The sequence below is a fragment of the Pseudomonas alloputida genome (assembly GCF_021283545.2).
GTDB classification, from domain to species: Bacteria; Pseudomonadota; Gammaproteobacteria; order Pseudomonadales; family Pseudomonadaceae; genus Aquipseudomonas; species Aquipseudomonas alloputida.
Map to the genome: position 1 here is coordinate 2987621 of NZ_CP128540.1, position 20247 is coordinate 3007867.

General features: G+C 56.4%; 18 protein-coding genes and 1 pseudogene. 10 read left to right on the forward strand and 9 right to left on the reverse strand.

Translation table 11 applies throughout. The features are described from left to right. Positions 1-148: 148 nt before the first annotated feature. The 4 genes from LU682_RS13575 to glnT all read right to left on the reverse strand — a co-directional run bounded on the left by LU682_RS13575 (position 149) and on the right by glnT (position 4495). The gene (locus LU682_RS13575) at positions 149-1471 is read right to left on the reverse strand and encodes an FMN-binding glutamate synthase family protein (protein ID WP_181098017.1); all 1323 of its coding nucleotides are present in this window, start codon (positions 1469-1471) and stop codon (positions 149-151) included. Positions 1472-1486: 15 nt separating this feature from the next. Then, positions 1487-2170 carry a GltB/FmdC/FwdC-like GXGXG domain-containing protein gene (locus tag LU682_RS13580; RefSeq protein ID WP_016487085.1) on the reverse strand — a complete coding sequence of 228 codons (684 nt, stop codon included), beginning with the start codon at positions 2168-2170 and terminating at the stop codon, positions 1487-1489. An 11-nt stretch (positions 2171-2181) separates the two neighbouring features. Continuing rightward, a complete protein-coding gene (locus LU682_RS13585; protein WP_181098016.1) occupies positions 2182-3087 on the reverse strand; it encodes a class II glutamine amidotransferase in 906 nt (301 codons plus the stop codon). Positions 3088-3160: 73 nt separating this feature from the next. Further along, positions 3161-4495 (reverse strand): type III glutamate--ammonia ligase, encoded by a 1335-nt coding sequence (gene glnT / locus LU682_RS13590; RefSeq protein ID WP_181098035.1) that lies wholly within the window; start codon positions 4493-4495, stop codon positions 3161-3163. 279 nt (positions 4496-4774) lie between these two features. Here glnT and LU682_RS13595 point away from each other — a divergent pair, with 279 nt between their 5' ends. The 8 genes from LU682_RS13595 to LU682_RS13630 all read left to right on the forward strand — a co-directional run bounded on the left by LU682_RS13595 (position 4775) and on the right by LU682_RS13630 (position 13301). Continuing rightward, positions 4775-5377, forward strand: a complete 603-nt coding sequence (locus tag LU682_RS13595; RefSeq protein ID WP_232885686.1) for a helix-turn-helix domain-containing protein — start codon at positions 4775-4777, stop codon at positions 5375-5377. 255 nt (positions 5378-5632) lie between these two features. Next, entirely contained in the window at positions 5633-6499 is an 867-nt protein-coding gene (gene purU / locus LU682_RS13600; protein ID WP_181098014.1) for a formyltetrahydrofolate deformylase, read from the forward strand. Further along, positions 6496-7401: a bifunctional methylenetetrahydrofolate dehydrogenase/methenyltetrahydrofolate cyclohydrolase FolD gene (gene folD, locus LU682_RS13605; RefSeq protein WP_181098013.1), complete on the forward strand. Its 906-nt coding sequence runs from the start codon at positions 6496-6498 to the stop codon at positions 7399-7401. Before purU ends, folD begins: the two co-directional genes overlap by 4 nt. Further along, the gene (locus LU682_RS13610; protein WP_181126947.1) at positions 7383-8624 is read left to right on the forward strand and encodes an FAD-dependent oxidoreductase; all 1242 of its coding nucleotides are present in this window, start codon (positions 7383-7385) and stop codon (positions 8622-8624) included. The genes folD and LU682_RS13610 overlap by 19 nt, the downstream gene beginning before the upstream one ends. Positions 8625-8634: 10 nt before the next feature. Next, positions 8635-8934 (forward strand): sarcosine oxidase subunit delta, encoded by a 300-nt coding sequence (locus LU682_RS13615; protein WP_181098011.1) that lies wholly within the window; start codon positions 8635-8637, stop codon positions 8932-8934. Further along, entirely contained in the window at positions 8931-11828 is a 2898-nt protein-coding gene (locus LU682_RS13620; protein WP_232856732.1) for a 2Fe-2S iron-sulfur cluster-binding protein, read from the forward strand. The genes LU682_RS13615 and LU682_RS13620 overlap by 4 nt, the downstream gene beginning before the upstream one ends. Before the next feature lies 1 nt (position 11829). Further along, positions 11830-12411, forward strand: coding sequence for a sarcosine oxidase subunit gamma (locus LU682_RS13625; protein ID WP_181098009.1), 582 nt, complete (start codon positions 11830-11832; stop codon positions 12409-12411). Positions 12412-12521: 110 nt separating this feature from the next. Then, positions 12522-13301 carry an IclR family transcriptional regulator gene (locus tag LU682_RS13630; RefSeq protein WP_181098008.1) on the forward strand — a complete coding sequence of 260 codons (780 nt, stop codon included), beginning with the start codon at positions 12522-12524 and terminating at the stop codon, positions 13299-13301. 149 nt (positions 13302-13450) lie between these two features. Here the strand turns inward: LU682_RS13630 and LU682_RS13635 are convergent, their stop codons facing one another. From LU682_RS13635 to LU682_RS13655, 5 genes and pseudogenes are all read right to left on the reverse strand, one after another. Then, a complete protein-coding gene (locus LU682_RS13635; RefSeq protein ID WP_181098007.1) occupies positions 13451-13636 on the reverse strand; it encodes a tetratricopeptide repeat protein in 186 nt (61 codons plus the stop codon). A gap of 126 nt (positions 13637-13762) precedes the next feature. Continuing rightward, positions 13763-15556: a UvrD-helicase domain-containing protein gene (locus tag LU682_RS13640; RefSeq protein ID WP_232856734.1), complete on the reverse strand. Its 1794-nt coding sequence runs from the start codon at positions 15554-15556 to the stop codon at positions 13763-13765. Continuing rightward, a complete protein-coding gene (locus LU682_RS13645) occupies positions 15556-17457 on the reverse strand; it encodes an ATP-dependent nuclease (protein ID WP_181098033.1) in 1902 nt (633 codons plus the stop codon). Before LU682_RS13645 ends, LU682_RS13640 begins: the two co-directional genes overlap by 1 nt. A gap of 102 nt (positions 17458-17559) precedes the next feature. Continuing rightward, the gene (locus LU682_RS13650; protein WP_181098006.1) at positions 17560-18234 is read right to left on the reverse strand and encodes a hypothetical protein; all 675 of its coding nucleotides are present in this window, start codon (positions 18232-18234) and stop codon (positions 17560-17562) included. Then, positions 18221-18712, reverse strand: a pseudogene (locus LU682_RS13655) (MvdC/MvdD family ATP grasp protein); the annotation flags it as partial. The gene LU682_RS13650 and the pseudogene LU682_RS13655, both read right to left, overlap by 14 nt. An 853-nt stretch (positions 18713-19565) precedes the next feature. Between LU682_RS13655 and tnpA the strand changes: the two are divergent. Both tnpA and tnpB read left to right on the forward strand, forming a co-directional pair. Continuing rightward, the gene (tnpA, locus tag LU682_RS13660) at positions 19566-19883 is read left to right on the forward strand and encodes an IS66-like element accessory protein TnpA (protein WP_009405708.1); all 318 of its coding nucleotides are present in this window, start codon (positions 19566-19568) and stop codon (positions 19881-19883) included. Next, positions 19880-20215: an IS66 family insertion sequence element accessory protein TnpB gene (tnpB, locus tag LU682_RS13665; protein ID WP_009405710.1), complete on the forward strand. Its 336-nt coding sequence runs from the start codon at positions 19880-19882 to the stop codon at positions 20213-20215. The genes tnpA and tnpB overlap by 4 nt, the downstream gene beginning before the upstream one ends. The last annotated feature ends 32 nt before the right edge of the window (positions 20216-20247 follow it).

Sequence of the window (20247 nt, forward strand, 5' to 3'; positions counted from 1 at the left end):
TGGGCCGTTTAGGCCTCTTTGAAGGTTCAAATCAAGAATGGTCTGAATGTAGGAGCGCTTGAGCCCGTGATGGCGCTGTGTCCTCAACACTTCTGTTGCAGACAGATTGCCGTCACGGGCTGCGCGGGTTACTACGCTGGTTGGACGCTTAGTATTGTTTACCTGGAATCCACGAAGTCCCTGCCAACGGCACGCGAGCCATAGCGGCGGATTCGACGGTCAAGGCCACCAGATCCTCAGGATCGAGGTTATGCAGGTGAGATTTGCCGCAGGCTCGGGCCATGGTTTGCGCCTCCAACACCAGGACACGCAAATAGTTGGCCAACCTGCGACCGCCTTCGATCGGATCCAGACGTTTTGAAAGCTCCGGATCCTGCGTGGTGATACCTGCCGGGTCACGACCGTTCTGCCAGTCATCGTAGAAGCCAGCCGCTGAGCCAATCTTCTTGAGTTCATCGTCGAGGCGTGGGTGGTTGTCACCCAGAGCAATCAATGCGGCTGTACCGATGGCCACGGCATCGGCACCCAGTGCCATTGCCTTGGCAACGTCTGCACCGTTACGGATGCCGCCGGAGACAATCAGCTGCACCTTGCGGTGCATGCCCATCTCCTGCAGCGCCTGAACCGCCTGCGGAATAGCCGGGAGGATTGGGATACCGACGTGCTCGATGAAGACTTCCTGAGTCGCAGCGGTACCGCCTTGCATACCATCAAGCACGATCACATCGGCGCCGGCCTTCACTGCCAGCTTGACGTCGTAGTAAGGACGGCTGGCCCCGATTTTCACGTAAATCGGTTTTTCCCAGTCAGTGATCTCACGGATCTCGGCAATCTTGATCGCCAGGTCGTCAGGCCCAGTCCAGTCCGGATGACGGCATGCCGAACGCTGGTCAACACCGATTGGTAAGGTACGCATACCGGCCACACGTTCGGTCACCTTCATGCCCAACAGCATACCGCCGCCGCCCGGCTTGGCGCCCTGCCCCAAGACGATTTCGATGGCGTCGGCCTTGCGCAGATCATCTGGGTTCATGCCATAACGCGAAGGCAGATACTGATAAACCAGATGTTGGGATTGACCACGCTCTTCCGGAGTCATGCCACCGTCGCCAGTGGTGGTACTGGTGCCAGCAATGGTTGCGCCGCGCCCCAGTGCTTCTTTCGCATTGGCCGACAACGCACCAAAGCTCATGCCAGCGATGGTCACCGGAATTTTCAGGTGAATCGGCTTCTTGGCGAACCGGTTACCGAGGATTACATCCGTTCCGCATTTCTCGCGGTAGCCTTCCAGCGGGTAACGCGAGACGCTCGCACCGAGCAGCAGCAGGTCGTCGAAGTGCGGCAACTTGCGCTTGGTACCACCGCCGCGAATGTCATAGATGCCGGTCTCGGCGGCACGCTGGATTTCCTGGATAGTCAGACGATCAAAGGTGGCCGACTCGCGCAGGACTGGAGTGGTTTTCTCGCTCATTTTCTTGCTCCTGAATCAGTACGCGGAGGCGTTGTCGACTTTGAAGTTGTACAGCTGGCGAGCCGAGCCGTAACGCTTGAAGTCACTGGCTTTCTCGTTGAAGCCGGCTTTGTTCAGAAGCGCTTGCAACTCTTCAATGTGCTCCGGGCGCATCTCTTTTTCGATGCAGTCAGAACCCAGCGACTCGACCTTGCCTTTGACGAAGATCTTCGTCTCGTACAGAGAGTCACCCAGCGCATCACCAGCGTCCCCGCACACCACAAGGCGTCCCGCCTGCCCCATGAAGCAGCTCATGTGGCCGATGCTGCCGCCGACCACGATGTCGATCCCTTTCATCGAGATCCCGCAACGGGCGCCGGCGTCGCCTTCGATCACCAGCAGACCGCCATGAGCCGTAGCGCCCGCTGCTTGCGAAGCGCTACCTTTTACTCGGACATAGCCAGACATCATGTTCTCAGCGCAACCAACGCCGACGTTCCCGTGCACAGTGATGGAAGCCTTCTGGTTCATACCGGCGCAGTAGTAGCCGGCATGCCCCTGGATATCCACGGACACTGCTTCGTTTACGCCGACGGCGATGTTGTGCGCGCCGCCAGGATGAGTGACGACCCACTCTCTTTCCTCAAGGGTCTTCGCTTGATCGTGCAGAGCCTGGTTAAGGTCACGCACTGTGGTGTTGCTAAGATCGAAAGTTTTCATGTGCGTGCTCCTTAAGCCGACTCGCGTTCCCAGATGTACATGGTGGCCGGAACAGGTTCCCAGACCTTGGCTTTCTCGATGCCTGGCAGGCTCGACAGCGCCTGGTACTCCGAAGCCATTGCGACGTAGTCGTCGGTTTCGGCAAGAATTGCCGGCTTACAAGCAATCGGATCTCGGATCACGGCGAATCCATTGCGGGTGCCAATTGCGAAGGTGAAAAAGCCGTCCAGTGCTTCGAGCGAACTGTCCAAGGCGGTCTTCAGACTGTCGCCTTGCTGCAGACGCCACGCCAGGTAACCGGCTGCGACTTCGGTGTCATTCTCGGTGTCGAACTTGATCCCTTCACGGCGCAGTTCCTGACGCAGACGGAAGTGATTGGACAGTGAGCCGTTGTGCACCAGGCACAGATCGGCCCCGGTGGAGAATGGGTGGCTGCCTTCCATAGTGACAGCGCTTTCAGTCGCCATGCGGGTGTGCCCGATGATGTGGCTACCTTTCATCGAACCCAAGCCGAAGCGCTCAGAGATCTCTTTTGGCAAGCCCATACCCTTGAGAATCTCAATGCTTTTGCCGGCGCTCATGATGCGCACGCCCGGGGCCAGCTCGGCCAAAGCGGAACGTACGGCTGCTTCCTCAGCCTTGATCTTCAAAACGATGGCACTCGCGTTTTGGAACCAGTCCAAAGACGCTGCGAGCTTGCCCTCCAGTGCGCCTACCAGCGCTCTGAAGTCGTAGTCATCGTTCGCTGCTTGCAAGGTCAACTTGATCCAGCCATCAGCGACTTCGTCGCCGTAAATGGCGAAGCCAGCACTGTCGGGGCCTCGATCAGTCATGGCCTCCAGCATGGGTTCGAAGAGTTTGCCGAGCTGGGGCTCCAGCGCCGGATTTTTCAGGTATAGCCCCACAATTCCACACATATCGTTAACTCCCAGGCATGAGACCCCCTACCCATTGGCAGGGAGTCAGAAATGGTTGGTTAAACTGGCTAAATCAGAAGAATTCGGTGTAGCGCTTCACTTCCCAGTCCGAGACGTGACGGCTGTACTCCACCCACTCCATGCGCTTGAGCTTGATGAACTCTCCCACGATTTCATTGCCAAGCACCTCGGCGAACAGTGGGTCAGCCTCAAGCGCATCACAGGCTTCTTTCAGCGACTGAGGCAAGGTCTTGATGCCGCGAGCAGCAATTTCCTCAAGACTCAATTTGTAGAGGTTCTCGTTGCAGACCTGGTCGATTTCCAGCTTGCGGTCGATGCCGTCAAGCCCTGCAGCGATGATCGCCGCGCTCACCAGGTATGGGTTGCAGCCAGCATCCGGCAGCCGGAACTCCAGGCGGCCATACGGGACACGAACCATGGCCGAACGGTTATTGGCGCCGAAAGCGATGAAGGCTGGAGCCCAAGTCGCTCCGGACAAAGAGTTGCCCACCACCAGACGCTTGTAGGAGTTGACCGTTGGGGCGGCGAAGGCGCACAAGGCCGGGCCATGCGCCAGGAGACCTGCAGCGAAGTGGTAGGCCATTTTCGACAGGCCCATGCCGCTCGGGTCGCTCGCGTCGTGGAATAGGTTTTTGTTGGTCGCGCTGCTGATCGACAGGTGGAAGTGCATGCCATTGCCCGCACGCTTGGGATCAGGTTTTGGCATGAATGAGCAGATGATGCCCATGTCGTTAGCAATCTCACCGGCAGCCATGCGGAAGAAGGTGAACCGATCCGCCGACTCCATGGCGTTGCTGTAGGTGTAATTGATCTCAAACTGGCCGTTGGCGTCTTCGTGGTCAATCTGATAGATGTCGAAACCCACCGGCTGCAGTGCTTCGGTCAAACGCTCAAGAAACTCACGCGAGCGGGACAGCCCTTTGTAGTCGTAACACGGCTTGTCCAGATCATCGCTGGCATCGACCATCTGCAGCTTGCCCTGCTCGTCGCGCTTGAAAAGGCTGAATTCAGGCTCCAGCCCTGTATTCAGCGACCAGCCACGATCACTCAAGCGCTCGACCTGTTTCTGCAGAACGTAGCGGCTGTCGTACGGCCAAGGCTTATCTTCTACATGCCCGATGCATACCACACGACCGTAGCCTGGCTGCCATGGAACTGGTGTGAGCGATGCCAGATCACCTTTAGCCATAAAATCAGGGCCGTGCGGCTCCATACCCATCCCGCAGATCGCGAACCCTGCAAACCCAGCCCCAGATTCGGAAACCATTTCAAGTCCCGATATAGGTACTGATTTGGTTTTGGCTGCACCATGGATATCTACGAACTGAGCCAGGACATACTTGATTCCGTGTGTCTCGATCAGGCGCTGTATTTCTTGTGGCAACATGGACATGACTCCTGGCTGTAGCAATTCATGGTGGGAGGTTGATTGGTTGCCCGATCTGATTATTACGATCAGGAAATTTAGTTTCCCATTAGGAATGCAACGAGCTTGCCAACTCTCACCTGCTACCGAAAAAGTCGATGCCAGGAGGGGCCTTCCTGCCTTATTTATGGGAAAATATCTTTCCCGTGACGAATAAACATGAGCGATCCTAACAGACGCCAAAAAAATTGCACATTCTCTGTGCGAAAATAATTTTACTGTACGGAATTGGTGCGAGCCATGAACACACACGAAAGCCAACCCAAGCTCAAGCTTGAGCAGTACCTGGGCATCCAGATCAAACGACAGCGTCAGGCGCAAGAATTGAAGCTTGCAGACGTCGCGCGCATAGCCGGAATCAGCCAGGGCATGCTGAGCAAGATCGAAAACGCTCAGGTGTCGACCAGCCTTGAAAACCTGAGCCGCCTTTGCGACGTGCTCGGCATGCCAATGTCGAAACTGTTCAGCCAGTATGACCAGCAGGACAGCAGCGCGATTTTGGTCAAGCATGATGAAGGGCTGGAGGTAGTTCGTCGTGGTACCGAGAAAGGCCATACCTACCACCTGCTGAACCACACCCGTGGGCCCAAGAAAAGCTTCGAGGCCTATATGGTGACCATGGATGACGCTAGCGAAGAATTTCCGACCTTCTCTCACCCAGGCACTGAATTTCTGCACCTGCTGGAAGGTGAGCTGGTTTACCGCCACGGCAACCAGCTCTATCACATGGAAGTAGGTGACAGCCTGACATTCGATGCTGAAATCCCTCATGGCCCGGAGAAGCTGGTAAGCGTCCCGATTCGCCTCCTGTCGATCATGAACTACGCATCCGCAGAGGCCTGATCACCCGCTTTACCACGAGTCCAGGCGGCACCTGGACTCGGTTTCGCCTGACTCCCCCCAGCTACAACCCTCCCCCTGAAATTCCTGCCAGTAAAAATTATTTCCCAGTCGTGTAGACGTGACGGGTCAATTCGCCTATAAATCCCCCATCCAGAATATTTAATTCCCTTTGTGAATATTTGTTCGCGGACAAATCCAAGTTTTACCGATGAATCCATTGCCGGAATCCACACCGCGCACATCTGAGGACTGATCATGCAACATGAAAAAAACCATTTCATTCTCAAAATCAGCTGTCCTGCGACCTCCGGCATCGTTGCGGCAGTGACCTCGTACCTAGCGGGCAACGCCTGTTATATCGGTGAGATGGCGCAGTTCGACGATGAGTTGAGCGGAAAATTTTTCATGCGGGCCGTATTTCGCTTCAACGATGGCCACGAAGGCGACATCGCCCAGCTCAAAGCCGGCTTTGAAGACGTCGCACAAGCGTTCGGCATGCAGTGGGAGCTCTACGACACGCGCCAGCCGATGCGCGTATTGCTCATGGTCAGCAAATTCGATCACTGCCTCACCGACCTGCTGTACCGCTATCACAAGGGCGAGATGGACATGACGATCACCGCCATCGTGTCCAACCATCTTGATCTGCGCCCTATGGCCGAGCGCGAAGGTATTCGATTCATCTACCTGCCTGTGACCAAGGAGACCAAGGCTCAGCAGGAGGCCGCGCTGATGAAAGTCGTGGACGAGACCGGGACTGACCTCGTAGTCCTTGCCCGCTACATGCAGATTCTTTCTGACGATCTCTGCCAGCAGATCTCGGGACGCGCGATCAACATCCACCACTCGTTCTTGCCTGGTTTCAAGGGTGCTAAGCCCTATCACCAAGCGTATGAGCGCGGTGTGAAACTGATTGGCGCGACAGCTCACTACGTCACCAGCGATTTGGACGAGGGCCCGATCATCGAGCAGGAAGTGCAGCGCGTTGACCATGCGTATCTGCCAGACGATCTGGTCGCCATCGGCCGCGACACTGAAACCGTTGCCCTGTCCAAAGCAGTCAAATATCACCTTGAGCACCGGGTTTTCCTGAACGACGACAGGACGGTGATCTTCCGATGAGCACCTCCAAACTGATTGACGGCAAAGCGGCATCAGCCCGTGTGATGAAGCAGGTTCGAGAAGACGTCGACCGACTGAGAGCCGACAGCATCTTCCCCGCGCTCGCTGTGATACTCGTCGGGCAAGATCCTGCCAGCCAGGTCTACGTGCGCAACAAGATCCTCCGTGCAGAAGAAGCGGGGATCAAATCCCTCGAATATCGCCTGAGTGAGGAAACCTCGCAGGAAGAATTGCTCAAGCTGATTGCAGACCTAAATGCAGACAAGGCGGTGAATGGAATTCTGCTGCAACTCCCCCTCCCCAAGCACATTGAAGAAACGCGCGCCTTACAGGCTATTGCCCCCGGCAAGGACGTAGATGGTTTTCACAGTGAAAACGTCGGTGGGTTGAGCCAGGGGCGCGACGTACTGACGCCATGCACCCCCAGCGGCTGCATGCATCTGCTTGAAGAGGCTTGCGGCGACCTAAGCGGAAAACATGCAGTGGTCATCGGGCGATCCAATATCGTCGGCAAGCCTATGGCCGCTCTTTTGCTCCAAGCGCATTGCTCGGTCACTGTGGTGCATTCCCGCAGCATCGATGCCAAGGCCCTGTGCCGGCAGGCAGATATTGTCGTTGCCGCCGTCGGTCGACCTCGGATGATTGATGCGAGCTGGCTCAAGCCGGGAGCACTGGTCATCGACGTTGGCATTAATCGCATCGACGAAGACGGTCGCAGCAAGCTCGTTGGTGACGTCGACTTCGACAGCGCACTGCCCCAGGTTTCGGCCATCACTCCCGTGCCCGGCGGCGTTGGGCCGATGACCATTGCGTTTCTAATGAAGAACACCGTTACCGCTGCGGTTCAGCAGGCTCATGCACAACGCGTTTCCTCGGAGGCCGCATGCCTTTCAATCTCCTGAAATACGGGCTCAGCTCTGAATACCCGGTCGAAGTAGATTTGCCTGCTCCCAAGGAGCTCAAACCTTCCTACGATGTGGTAATCATCGGCGGCGGTGGCCACGGCCTGGCAACCGCCTACTACCTGTCCAAGTACCACGGCATCACCAATATTGCGGTGCTAGAGAAGGGGTATCTGGGCGGCGGCAACACGGCGCGCAACACAGCGGTAATCCGCTCCAATTACCTCACTAGCGAGGGTGTGCGCTTTTATGCCGAGTCAGTGCGGATGTTTGAAGGTCTGTCCAACGAATTCGACTTCAACATCATGTACTCCCATCGCGGCCAACTGACGCTCGCCCACACTGACGCCACCGTGCGCTCGTTCCGTCAGCGTGCCGAGGTCAACAAGCACTTCGGCGGTCGCACCGAAATGCTCGACCGTCAGCAGATTCGCGAGCTCGTGCCGACACTCAACCTCGATCCTGGGCATCTTCCGGTTATCGCAGGTCTCTGGCACATAGACGGCGCGACTGCCCGTCATGACGCCGTGGCATGGGGTTACGCCAAACAGGCTGCTAAGCGCGGCGTGGAAATCCATCAGCTCACCGAAGTCCAGGAGCTGGTGATCGAGAACGGCACCATCAAAGCGGTTAAAACCAATCGCGGCACCATCAAGTGCGGCTGCGCAGTGCAGGCAGTGGCGGGCATGAGTTCGCAGTTGATGAAGAAAGCGGGTATCCGCTCGCCGATCCAGACATTCCCTCTGCAAGCCATGGTGACCCAGCCGTTCAAGCCATTCCTTGACCCGTTGGTGAGCTCCTCTGCCCTGCACTGCTACGTGCAACAGACCAGCCGTGGCGAAGTGGTGTTTGGGGGTGGCTCGGATCCGTACCCGCTGTTCAACACACGCTCAACTTTGGATCTGAAAGAAAGCCTGCTGGCACACGCGATCGAGATGTTCCCGTTCTTGGCCAATGCCAAGCTGATGCGTCAGTGGGCCGGGATCACCGACATGACTCCGGATTACAGCCCGATCATGGGGTTGTCCCCGGTGAAGAACTATTACCTGGATGCCGGTTGGGGCACTTGGGGCTTCAAGGCTACGCCCATTTGCGGCAAGACCATGGCTGAACTCGTCGCCAGTGGGGGCAAGGTACCTGAATTGATCCAGCCGTTCGGCCTCGAGCGTTTCTCAACCTTCCAACAAGTCAACGAGATGGGCGCGACAGCGGCCAGCCACTGAGGAGCAAGACATGAAAGTGATGAATTGCCCACTCAACGGGCCGCGCAACATCAGCGAGTTCACCTATGGAGGTGAGTTCAAGCAGATGCCCGATCCGCAGACTTGTACCGATGCCGAATGGGCCGACTACGTGTTCAACAGCGATGACACGCTGGGCGTGGTTTGCGAGTGGTGGATGCACAACCCCTCCAGCTACTGGTTCTTGGCGGAACGCCACACTGGTAGCGACGAGATCCTGCGCACCTTCGACCCCAAAGAGCTGTTCACCACCCGCGTTGAATTCACCCCCGCCAAGGAGACCGCGCAATGAGCCGCCTACCCGCTCCCATGGGCTTGTTGATCGACCGCAATCAGCCTCTTCATTTCAGCTTCGATGGCAAGGCGTATCAGGGGTTTGCTGGTGATAGCATCGCAAGTGCCCTGCTCGCCAATGGTCGTTTCCTGCTCTCGCGCTCGTTCAAATACCACCGCCCGCGCGGCCCGCTGACCATGGCCGGCCAAGATGCCAACACCCTGGTACAACTGCCGAACGAGCCCAACGTACTGGCCGACACTCACCTGCTGGAAAATGGTGTGCAGGTAACCGGGCAAAATTTCAACGGTACTCTAGACAACGACAAAGACGCGTATCTTGGCAAGTTCTCCAAGTTCATGCCGGTGGGCTTCTACTACCGCTCGTTTTACAAGCCCAAGGGTGCTTGGAAACTCTGGGAGCCAATTATTCGAAAGAAGGCCGGGCTCGGCGTGCTGGATCTCAAATTCCAACCCGAGTATTTCGACAAGGCCTACCTGTTCGCTGACCTGGCCGTCGTCGGCGCTGGCCCTGCTGGACTGCAGGCGGCACTGACTGCGGCCAATGCAGGCGCGAAGGTGTTGTTGATTGAGCAACAACCAATTCTGGGCGGCTCACTGACCTATGCCCGTTTCGATGTCGAAAACAATCGTGCTGATACCCTACGCCGCGAGCTGATCAACGCTGTTGAAGGCCATGCCAACATTCAAGTGCTGAAGAAAGCTACGTGCAACGCATGGTTCACCGATAACTATCTGCCGGTGATTCAGGGCAAACGCATGTACAAAGTGCGCGCCACCCAGTGCCTGATCGCCAGCGGTTCGTTCGACCAGCCAGTGATTTTCCGCAACAACGATTTGCCCGGGGTAATGCTCAGCAGCGCAGCCCAGCGCCTGATGAAACTCTACGCAGTAAAGCCTGGCAAACGCGCAGTGGTACTCACGGGGAACGACGACGGTTACTACGCAGCACTCGATCTGCACGAGCAAGGTGTTCAGGTTGCAGCGCTGGTGGACATGCGTACCAATCCCGCTGATCGCGCGTTGCTGATTGCACTGGAACAGCGCGGAATCACTTGCCACCTCAGCAGCACTGTATTTGAGGCGCTGCATGAAAAAGGCATGCGCCATGTCAGTGGCGTCGATATCCGAAAAATCACCGGCCACGGCCAGGTCGCCAATAGCAGCTTTCACCTGGATTGCGATTTGCTCTGCATGTCCGGCGGCTACATGCCGGTCTACCAGTTGCTGTGCCAAGCCGGCGGCAAGCTGTCTTATGACGATCAACTGGCTGAGTTCACCCTCAGCGGCCTGCCGAAGAATCTCAGCGTTGCAGGTTCCGCCCATGGCTTCCACGCACTGGACAACGTGCTCGCTGATGCCACTCGCACAGCCCACGAAATCATTTCGTCGCTAGGTCTGGTCATCGACGTCAAGCCACTGCCGCTGCGCCCAGAAGCGCAAGTCAATTTCCCATGGCCGATTTTCCCGCACCCCAAAGGCAAGGACTTTGTCGACTTCGACGAAGATTTGCAGGTGCGCGATATCATCAACGCCACGAAGATCGGTTATCGGGACGTGCAACTGGTCAAGCGTTTTTCCACGGTGGGCATGGGGCCCTCTCAAGGGCGCCACTCGGCCCTGCCAACCGCTCGGCTGGTGGCGGCTTCGACCCAACGCAGCGTCAGTGAGACCGGCGTAACAACAGCGCGTCCTCCATTTGAGGCTGAGAAACTGGCCCATGTTGCAGGGCGAGCGTTTGACCCGTACCGCCAGACACCGATGCACCGCCGTCACCTGGAAGCAGGGGCAAAAATGATGCCTGCCGGCATATGGCAGCGTCCTGCCTACTATGGCAAACCGAATGAGCGCGACAAATGCATGCAGGCCGAGGCGCTGCATGTGCGCAGGAAGGTCGGCATCATCGACGTTTCGACGTTGGGCGGTCTGGACGTGCGCGGCCCAGATGCTGCCGAGTTCCTCAATCGTATGTACACCTTTGCGTTTCTCAAGCAGCCTGTAGGTCGCTCACGCTACGCACTGATGACCAACGAGCACGGGGTAGTGATCGACGATGGCGTCTGCGCGCGCTTTGCCGAGAATCACTTCTACGTCACCGCCACCACCAGCGGCGTAGATCGCATCTATCAACAGATACTCAAGTGGAACGCGCAATGGCGTCTCAACGTCGACATCGCCAACGTCACGGCTGCAATCTCAGCAGTCAACGTAGCGGGGCCTGACTCGCGCAAGGTGCTGGAAAAAGTTTGTTCGGATCTTGATCTGTCCGCCGAAGGGTTTCCATACCTAGGGGTTCGTCTAGGCACAGTAGCCGGGATTAAGGCGCGGCTCCTGCGTGTGGGCTTTGTGGGCGAACTGGGTTACGAAATCCATGTACCAGCGCGCCATGCACTGAAGCTCTGGGATGCACTGATAGAGGCCGGCAAGGATTTCGACATTCGTCCGTTTGGTGTCGAGACCCAGCGTCTCCTGCGCCTTGAAAAAGGCCATGTAATCATCAGTCAGGATACCGACGGCATGACCCACCCCAGCGAAATCGATATGGGGTGGGCGGTCAGCCGTACCAAGTCGTTTTTTGTCGGGCGTCGCTCCGTCGATATCCTCGAAGCGCAGCCACAAAAACGCAAGCTGGTGGGGTTCACGCTGCCCAAGAAAAGCCCGCAACCACTTGAGGGCCATCTCGTGCTCAAGGGGGCGGACATCAGTGGCAATGTGACGTCTTGTGAATACTCCCAAAGCCTTGATCAGATCATCGGCCTGGCCTATGCCGCCTTCGATCAAAGCACACCGGGACAGCAGATCCCGATTCGAGTAGAAGATGGTGTGGTCGTCCAGGCAACCGTCGTGAAGCTCCCCTTCTTCGATCCAGACAACCAGCGCCAGGAGCTCTGATATGTCCAATCTCAATGAAATCGGGCGTAGCCTACTCCAGCAATGTGCGCTAGTGGATCTCACGGAGCTTCCAAGGGTAGGGTTTCGTGGTGCTCAGAGTGGCGAATATCTGCAGGCACGAGGCTTCAGCCTTCCTGGTAAGCCCAACCACTCCGTTACTCAATCGGACGGTAGCCAAGTGGCACGTCTGTCGCAGACGGAGTATTTGATCCTGGGCAGCCTGCGAGACAAAGGCCAGCGCATTGCCGATGAAGAAGCTCGCTGGGAGATGGATCACCAAGCCAACTACCTTCTGCCTCGCGAGGACAGCCATGCGTGGCTGCAGTTGAGCGGCGTTCACACGGCTGAGGTCATGGCAAAACTGTGTGGGGTTGATCTGCGCAGTTCAGCGTTTACACAAGGCGCTGTTGCACAGACATCGGCGGCAAGAATCAATGTGATTGTTGTCAATGTCAGCTCTGCATCGGACACGATTTTTCACATCCTCTGTGATCGTGCTTCGCTCGAATATTTCAAAGGCGCTGTGATGGATGCGATGGCCGAGTTCGATGGTAGAACTCTAGAAATCGACGTGCTTTTTTAATCGATTCAGGTAGTGCGGTGCTGACTACGAGCTGAAACAGACCACGTCCCGGATGGTCGTAGGCAGCACTCACGAAATGGTTCACCCGTTCCCGGCCAGAGCAACAAACGATGAATGACGCACCTGTTAAGGACGCCGACTACAGCGTACCTGCCCTCGCCCGAGGGCTTGCTGTGCTCGGCCTGTTCAACGCCCAAACGCGCAGCCTGAGCATGCAGGAGGTTGCCGAACGATTGAATGTCAGCACCTCCGCGCTGTACCGAATATTGTTCACGTTGACCGACACCGGCTACTTGAACAAACGCAACACCCAGTATGAGCTCGGTGCCCGCGTCATTAGCGATGGTTTCAGTTACCTCGCCAGCCGCGACATTGTCGATGTGGCGATGCCTCATCTCAATGAATTGCGTGATCGCACTTCACTGTCTTGCCATTTGAGTGTGCGGGAGAACACGGAAAGCCTTTATGTCTATCGAGCGTTTGCGGCTCAGCGATTATCCGTGAACATTCCAGTTGGCACCCGCATCGCATGCCATTGCACTGCGATTGGTCGGATGCTCCTCACCGGCCTTGACCAGGCCGAGCTTGCCGCGCTTTACCAACACATCCGTCTGGACGATTACCCTCCCCCCGCTCCACGAACTCAGCTTGAGCTTGAAGAGATGGTAGAGGCTGACAGGGCGCGAGGATGGGTGCTGCATCGTTCGGATTACTCCACCGCGATTGCCATGGCTATCAAAGATCACCGAGGGACAGTGACGGCTGCAATCAACCTGTCAGGCCCAGATGCCGTGATGGATCCTGACGGCGCAACGGAGAAGTTTGAGGCATTGCTGCGTGAGTGCTCCACCAAGATTAGCGCCGATCTTGGATACGTTGAAGACCGATGATTGGATGGTAAGACGCAATTTCCTCGCTAGCTCCAGGCCGCCCCCTTTCAGACGACACTTCTGAATCGCGCCAATCGCGGTTTGCAAGTGATCGTCATCGGGGTGTGCGAATGGGTGTAAATGGGTGCAACAATGAGTCGCGGCCCCCGCTACGAAGTCTTGATCCGCTTACCCACTGAAGCCAGCCTGCGCTTAACGCCAATTTTTGGATTCAAAGCCAGCGCTTCCTCATAGACCTGGACTGCTTCGGGGTACTGGCCCAGCTGCTCGTGTGCAAGCTCCTGGACTTTGAGCGCTATGGGCCTCCGGGCAGGGTTTTCATTCAGGATGGTCACCGCACTTCACGCGATGCTAAGCGCCTAGCCCCACGGCTGTCCTGAATCAAGCCGCCTTGCGGTGTCTTGACCCTGTGGAACGCCTCCCCATCGCGATTAACGCTTGGCCGCCCCTAACTTAATCATCTACGGGAGCTCGAATCCCAGGCCTTCAAGCACTAGCCGATCTTCAGCCTTCAATTTTTTCACTGCCCAAATCAGCACATGCTTCGGCCGCGAGCTCGCCACGTAGGCAAATCTCGCAGCTTCGAAAGTCCGGTCACGCAGCCAGTCCTTCCAGTGCGACAGATGCACGCCTGGTTTCTGTGACGATACAACCACAGTCACGTCGTGTGTTTCACCCTTGACGCCGTGAATCGTCTCGAAACGCAGGCAGTCACCTTGGGCGACTACATCAGGTACCTCGGCCAACCTTTCTGAGATCAGCATCTTCCCCTGCCCAGAACGGGCTCGCAAATTAAGGCCTCTCAGCCCTTCTAAATGCTTACGCACCTCTACAGGTACGAATGATTGATCTGGCAGCTTTCCAAGCGCAATTTTTGCTGCCCTGGCCCAGTCCGACCAAGTTTGATTACCATCTCCTACGCCGTGTTCCACCAAGAACTGGAGGCCGTCGTGAAGGAATACACGCCACGCCAGTTTTGACTCAATATCCATAGGGCAGTAAGGGCCTGCTTTCGTCACCTGCAGTTCTAGTCGGGCCGCCAGCCACTTACCGAATGTTTCCAGGCATTGCGGTATGTCCGTCAACCTGCCTGCTTTGAGGTTTAGGCAGGCCAGCGCCAGCAGCTCGATGCCCTCGAAAGCTCTACCATTACGTAAACGCTGCAGTGTTGTATATCCTCGCGCAACGATCACCACCTTGTCATGTATCAGGCTCATTTCTCGAATGGCTGGAAGCACCTCCGACGGGCAGTTCTGATACTCGACGACCCTCGGTTTTACTGAAGCGATACGGGGATTTCCCACCACACGGTCGGATTGAAGAATGTTGGAACAGACATCTACGATGGCTTGGCTGCTTCGCCAATTCTCGTTGAGGACGTACTCCTCGAAGCCAAGCTCCTCCATGCGCCGACGCACGCTTGCTGGATTCGACTTCCTGAAACCATAAATTGACTGGTTAAGGTCACCTACAAAATGGAATTTTACGCCTAGTAGGCTCAGCCTTTTGACGATCAAAAGCTGCTCAGCCGACAAATCTTGGCACTCATCGACGATCACCAACGGGAATCGGCGTGCAATACGCGAGAAGTAATCTTTGAATTTTTCTTCTTGCATGCCGACCAAAGCGAGAATATCGATGTCACCGTAGGTCGCAAAGCCAGCGGCCCAAAGCCGCTTTTTGTTCGTCAACAGTGTCTTTTGGTCGGCCTCGTCCTGTTGGGCGAGGTTGGCTTCGTTATCCCACTTCCGATCGTTGGTCGAAAAGACGAAGCGTTTGGATCCTTTATCGTAGTTGTAGCGACAGGCTGAAACGGTACGCCCGCAGATCTTGTTCCGCGTGCGGTAGATATCAGCTGATTTATCGATGATCCGAATGCGGAAGTCGCCGTCCCGGCCTTGAAAGCCTGTGATCTCGCTGGCGATACTCGATAGCAGGTGTGTGAGCACGAAACTATCGAAGGTGGAGATGTAGTGCGGCAAGCCCATTGGCTCGCGCAGGTATTTATATACCCTGCTCTGGAGCTCGTCGGCAGCACTATTGAGGAAGGTGAGCAAAGCGATCCCAGAAGGGTGATGGTTCCATTCCTGGATGATCTTGCATACCTTGGCGGCCACTACCTCAGTTTTTCCGCTGCCTGGACAGGCTCTCAGGTACACGTGCCTATCCAGCGGTGCATCAATGTATCTCTGCTGCTGGTCGGTGAACTCGATGTCGGCTGCAGCCGCTTGAGCTGCCTTATCCTGCGCCGCCATCAGGCCGCAGCCTCTTCCAGACCGCACGCCCAGAGGATGGCCTGGCGGATGTACACCGGCACAACAAAGCCGGCCCCATTTGCCTCAAGTACATCTGCGAAGGCTTGGGCGTAAATACCCTTGCCAATGTCATCGGAGTCAATACGATCTAGTAGTGCGCCGGCGTAGGGCGCCCGCTGGGCGGAGCTCATGGCAGCAAAATCGAGTTTCGCGTCTGCTTTTAGGCCTTTCACCACGGTTCCATTCTGGGCCTCCCAGAGCCCAGCAGCGACGATCAGCATTGTCTTGAGGTTGTTGCCTTCCATTGCGATATCGTACTCGAAAGTTTTGTACTTCCCCGCAAACAGCCGGGCGAACTCTGACAGGCCGATGTGCTTTTGTAACCCCAGCGCCGGGTTGTCGCCGACAATACAGTTGTCTGCATGGGGCAGAAATGGAGCGCTCTTTTGACCGCCCTCACCATCGTCCTCAATCACTGACTTTGGAGGATCGTTGTCGGTCAGTCCTGAGCACCTGACAGGGATGTTTTCACCTTGATGCTCGGCTTTGACGTTGCAGAACAGCTGCATGAAATGGTTGAAATAGATTCCGCCCAGATTGATAACCGACACACCGTAGTCGTCCAGGGAGTTTCGTCCCTCGCCGAAGGGCTGCAGCACAATTTTGGCGAGCGCCGGCAAGACCATCGCCTCCGCTATGCCCTCGACTAGGATTGTGCCTTTGGCGAACAGCAGGTTCGACTTCGTCGCATCAAGCCACCTGTCCACAAATTGTCGGCTCTGCGTGGGCAGACCGCAGTTCTTGAGGGGGACAGCCTTGGGGCGATTGAGGTTGGATAGATGGATAACGTGATCTACGGATACGGCAGCGGTGATCACAGTCGAGTGGGTGGTTATGATCACCTGCATTCCGCGAGCCTCAGCAGCCTTCTTGAGATGCCGAAGGAGCCGGAGCTGAAGCTGGGGATGAAGGTGCGCCTCCGGCTCCTCGATTAACAGCAGGCGCAGGTACGTTTTCTCGCCCTGCCCTGCATCGGCTTCGTAGGTCAGCTCTGCCAGAATAGAAGCGATGTACAGCAAGTTATTGTAGCCCAGGCTGTTTTCTTCCAACGCACGAAATTGTGCTGCGTCAGCCTTGCTCAAGTCTGGAAAGTACAGGAGCCTCAGCCCTTCCACGATTCGAGAGAAGCTCACTTCCGAAAACTGGATCATTGTGCCCTGAGAGAGATGAGCGCCCAGGGCAGCTTTTAGGCTCTCGCCAATTCGCTGGTTGGCGGCTTTGATAGCAAACTGATCGCTCTCTGATAGCTGACGATTGAAGTCCCCAACATGCTGCTCCAGCGGATGCAGCACACGAGCCTTTCTGGCGGCTTCTATGTCCTTGCGGCAGAGCGCTTTTAACAGGCGCGCGAGGCGAGACTGGCGTCCTTCTCTAAGCTTGGTTTCAGCGTCGCGTAACGGCGGTAGGTAAACGCAGTGGACATAGTCCAATTTCTCGGTTTCAAACGCTTTGGTGTACTCGTGGCCACCGTAAGTATGGTGTTTGAACCTGCCACGAGACTCCTGGTTTAGTGCCGTGAACGTGAGTTTTGCCTCGGGCTGGTTGCCGCACCAGGTGTCAAACGCGATGACATCGTTCTTGTCGAGACCGGAGAAGGTCGCCTGAATTTTGATCTCCTCAGCCGTGACATCATCTTTGCCAAACCCCCTGTAGAAATCACGCTCACTGATAACCCGTTTGCCCGACTCGGAGTCATTGAAGAGCTGTCGTATCGCGCTAACTACGCCAGTCTTGCCGGCCCCGTTTTCGCCGACCAGAACGTTCAGGCCGTCATGGAGTTCGATCGAGAACGTCTCCCCAAAGCATTTGAAGCCCTGAACATCCAGCGTACGTAAATACATGAGCATCCCTTCTTCATAAATTGCTAAATAGCCGGATTCGAGCCGCGCCACCTGTACTATCACAGTGACATAGAGCTAGGTCTGCTCGTTTGCAGTGCTTAGTCAGGAAAAGCACATCATCAACGGTCGTCTCGCCTCGGGAGCCATGAGCTTGGCAATCTCTTCTACCACCCATGCCGCGCAAGGCCACAGAGCCTGTACAGCCAGCAGCACGGTGAAAACGAAAAACGCTCGCAGGAGGTAGTCATGCGCCAGCTTGATATGGCTCACCTTGGCGTTGTTGCCCGGGTAGTTTTCGATGACTTTGATAGCGATAGACTTAGCCAAGCTCGCGGCGGGTTGTTGCGTGCTCCAGCAACGCGAAATGTCGCCGGCTCCCACCGTGTGGGCATTGCTCACGCGCAGTACGCAGAACGCGCTGTACCCCGCTCGAAGGACATACGCCACTGCAAGCGCAAACACCGCCAGCGACAGGGCGCCAAGGGCTTTACTGGTCTTGTCGCTCCAAAGAGTCGGCAATAACGACACCAACACCGGGATGAGTGCGGTTACTGCCGCAAGATAGACCCCTGCTTTCGTGTCAGCACCTTTACGACGCTCCTGTTCGGCGTCGTACATCCGGCGCGCCTCTTCCAGCGCTATTTCGCTCTGCAGATCCCAATTGCCGTCGTTGATGGATGCTTTCCACCCGGCGCGCATTTGGTCATTTGCTGCAACCTGTTCAGGCGTAGGTGGAACTAGGGTCGGCCAAAACAACTGCCTATCAAAGCGGGCCATTTCGGATCATCTCCAACTCATCAACGATTGCCGCAGCAATTGGGTACCCGGTTTGATTTTCGATCCAGGCCCACTGACCGTTTGGATTGATCTCCAAAAACCACAGCTTTTCATCTGGGGCGCACACCAGATCAATAGCGCCATACCGCAGGTTCAGACGGTGCACCAACTCTCGACATTGACCAGCCACTTGAACGGGCAAGCTAATGGCCTCGTGTCGTAAGTCAGGCCGGCTACCCCGTCGCCAGTCAACTTCGGTTTCTTCGTTATCCTGAGACCAGATGGCGGTGGCGAACACCTGAGCGCCAACGACAGTGACGCGAACATCATATTTTTTTGGCACTTCAGCCTGAATGATCAACGGGGCAAGGCCAAGCGCAGGCGCATCTGCTTCGGTCAATGGCTGCAGCCGTGAGGTGAACATCACCTTCTCCAGCGCGCCCGGCAGTACCGCTTGCCGCAGAGGCTTCCCAATAGCTGTCACCCGTGTCATCCTCCTCGATCACCGTATCTGTCTTGGTCATCAGCTGGAGCAGATGAGGGGCCTGCCCCTTGGAGGCCAGATCGTCGTCACTTTCGGGCTTGGAGTATGTTTTTGTGAGCGTTTCGAGCGTCACGAATGAGTCGTCATCCTCTTCACTATTGACCTTCGTCTTGGTGAGAAGCTCGTCCAGCGCCCCACGAGCAATAACTGGCTGAGTACCATTAGGTGTCTCAACAACCCACATATCGTGCTGAGTCGAGTAATAGCCTGGCAGATTGTCGGTACCTGTTCTCGGCACAGCGTTTCTTGCGAGCAGGGGTGAAACTGCCTTGTATGCGGAGATGGAGGCTGTAGGCATTACGCTGAAACTCCTGTATGGCGATGTGCCAACATATTACGGAGAACTGAGCGATTCGTCATGCTCGTACCTTGCTAACCACCTCTAGGCCAGTGTGTTGCGTTCCTTCGCAGCCCAAATGCTCCACAAAACTCTCCACGCCCCGTGCTTCATCTCATCGCGGCGCTGAAGATCGTGCGCAGGTATTTCCACGGCAGTTGTGCTGCAGGCACCTCCACTCGCATCCGGCCAGATGTTTAAATGTATTCCGCGCATCGCCGAGAGGTACGCTCCCAATTTAACGGGGGCCTATAAGCTCATTGGATAGCGATGCCCTACTCTTACTCAGCCTGATCGTTACAGCCGTGCAGCTCGAGGCCCATGAGCATATCGCGCGGCACAACCTCTTGCGTAAGCGGCCAGAGAACACACCTTCAGAAATCCGGAATTAAGGGCGATGGTGTCCGCCTATTTTAAGCGGACGCGATCACCCTTATCGCTAGGATTTCCATGCGCCAACGAAGCTCCTATCCCAAACCCTTTAAGGCCCAGGTCGTGCAGGAATGCCTGAAACCCGGTGCCTCAGTTTCCAGCGTCGCCATCAGCCACGGCATCAATGCCAACGTGATTCGCAAGTGGCTGCCGATTTACCGTGATAAACCCGTCGCGCCACTTCCCGCGTTTGTACCGCTGCAACCGATTCCTAAACGGCAAGCTGATGAAGCCGTGGTCATCGCACTGTCGCTGGGCGACAAATCCATCACGGTAAAATGGCCCATCTCCGACCCGGACGGCTGCGCACGTTTTATCCGCAGCCTCTCGCAATGATGCGCATCGACGCCATCTGGCTAGCCACCGAGCCCATGGACATGCGCGCCGGCACCGAAACTGCGTTGGCCCGCGTGGTCGCTGTGTTCGGTGCGGCGAAGCCGCACTGCGCTTATCTGTTCGCCAACCGCCGGGCCAACCGGATGAAGGTGCTGGTGCACGATGGCGTGGGCATCTGGCTTGCCGCGAGGCGTTTGAACCAAGGCAAGTTTCACTGGCCTGGCACTCATCGCGGCTTGGAAGTTGGGCTCGACGCTGAACAACTTCAAGCGCTGGTGCTCGGTTTGCCATGGCAGCGAGTTGGCGCTAACGGCGCAATCACAGTGATTTAGCCTTGCTTTTCAGCTGTGGCAGGTGGATCGCT

Bases quoted from the DNA above. Each gene is read 5' to 3' on its own strand.
- LU682_RS13575 (WP_181098017.1), bottom strand. From the start codon at position 1,471: ATGAGCGAGAAAACCACTCCAGTCCTGCGCGAGTCGGCCACCTTTGAT.
- LU682_RS13580 (WP_016487085.1), bottom strand. From the start codon at position 2,170: ATGAAAACTTTCGATCTTAGCAACACCACAGTGCGTGACCTTAACCAG.
- LU682_RS13585 (WP_181098016.1), bottom strand. From the start codon at position 3,087: ATGTGTGGAATTGTGGGGCTATACCTGAAAAATCCGGCGCTGGAGCCC.
- glnT (WP_181098035.1), bottom strand. From the start codon at position 4,495: ATGTTGCCACAAGAAATACAGCGCCTGATCGAGACACACGGAATCAAG.
- LU682_RS13595 (WP_232885686.1), top strand. From the start codon at position 4,775: ATGAACACACACGAAAGCCAACCCAAGCTCAAGCTTGAGCAGTACCTG.
- purU (WP_181098014.1), top strand. From the start codon at position 5,633: ATGCAACATGAAAAAAACCATTTCATTCTCAAAATCAGCTGTCCTGCG.
- folD (WP_181098013.1), top strand. From the start codon at position 6,496: ATGAGCACCTCCAAACTGATTGACGGCAAAGCGGCATCAGCCCGTGTG.
- LU682_RS13610 (WP_181126947.1), top strand. From the start codon at position 7,383: ATGCCTTTCAATCTCCTGAAATACGGGCTCAGCTCTGAATACCCGGTC.
- LU682_RS13615 (WP_181098011.1), top strand. From the start codon at position 8,635: ATGAAAGTGATGAATTGCCCACTCAACGGGCCGCGCAACATCAGCGAG.
- LU682_RS13620 (WP_232856732.1), top strand. From the start codon at position 8,931: ATGAGCCGCCTACCCGCTCCCATGGGCTTGTTGATCGACCGCAATCAG.
- LU682_RS13625 (WP_181098009.1), top strand. From the start codon at position 11,830: ATGTCCAATCTCAATGAAATCGGGCGTAGCCTACTCCAGCAATGTGCG.
- LU682_RS13630 (WP_181098008.1), top strand. From the start codon at position 12,522: ATGAATGACGCACCTGTTAAGGACGCCGACTACAGCGTACCTGCCCTC.
- LU682_RS13640 (WP_232856734.1), bottom strand. From the start codon at position 15,556: ATGGCGGCGCAGGATAAGGCAGCTCAAGCGGCTGCAGCCGACATCGAG.
- LU682_RS13645 (WP_181098033.1), bottom strand. From the start codon at position 17,457: ATGTATTTACGTACGCTGGATGTTCAGGGCTTCAAATGCTTTGGGGAG.
- LU682_RS13650 (WP_181098006.1), bottom strand. From the start codon at position 18,234: ATGGCCCGCTTTGATAGGCAGTTGTTTTGGCCGACCCTAGTTCCACCT.
- tnpA (WP_009405708.1), top strand. From the start codon at position 19,566: ATGCGCCAACGAAGCTCCTATCCCAAACCCTTTAAGGCCCAGGTCGTG.
- tnpB (WP_009405710.1), top strand. From the start codon at position 19,880: ATGATGCGCATCGACGCCATCTGGCTAGCCACCGAGCCCATGGACATG.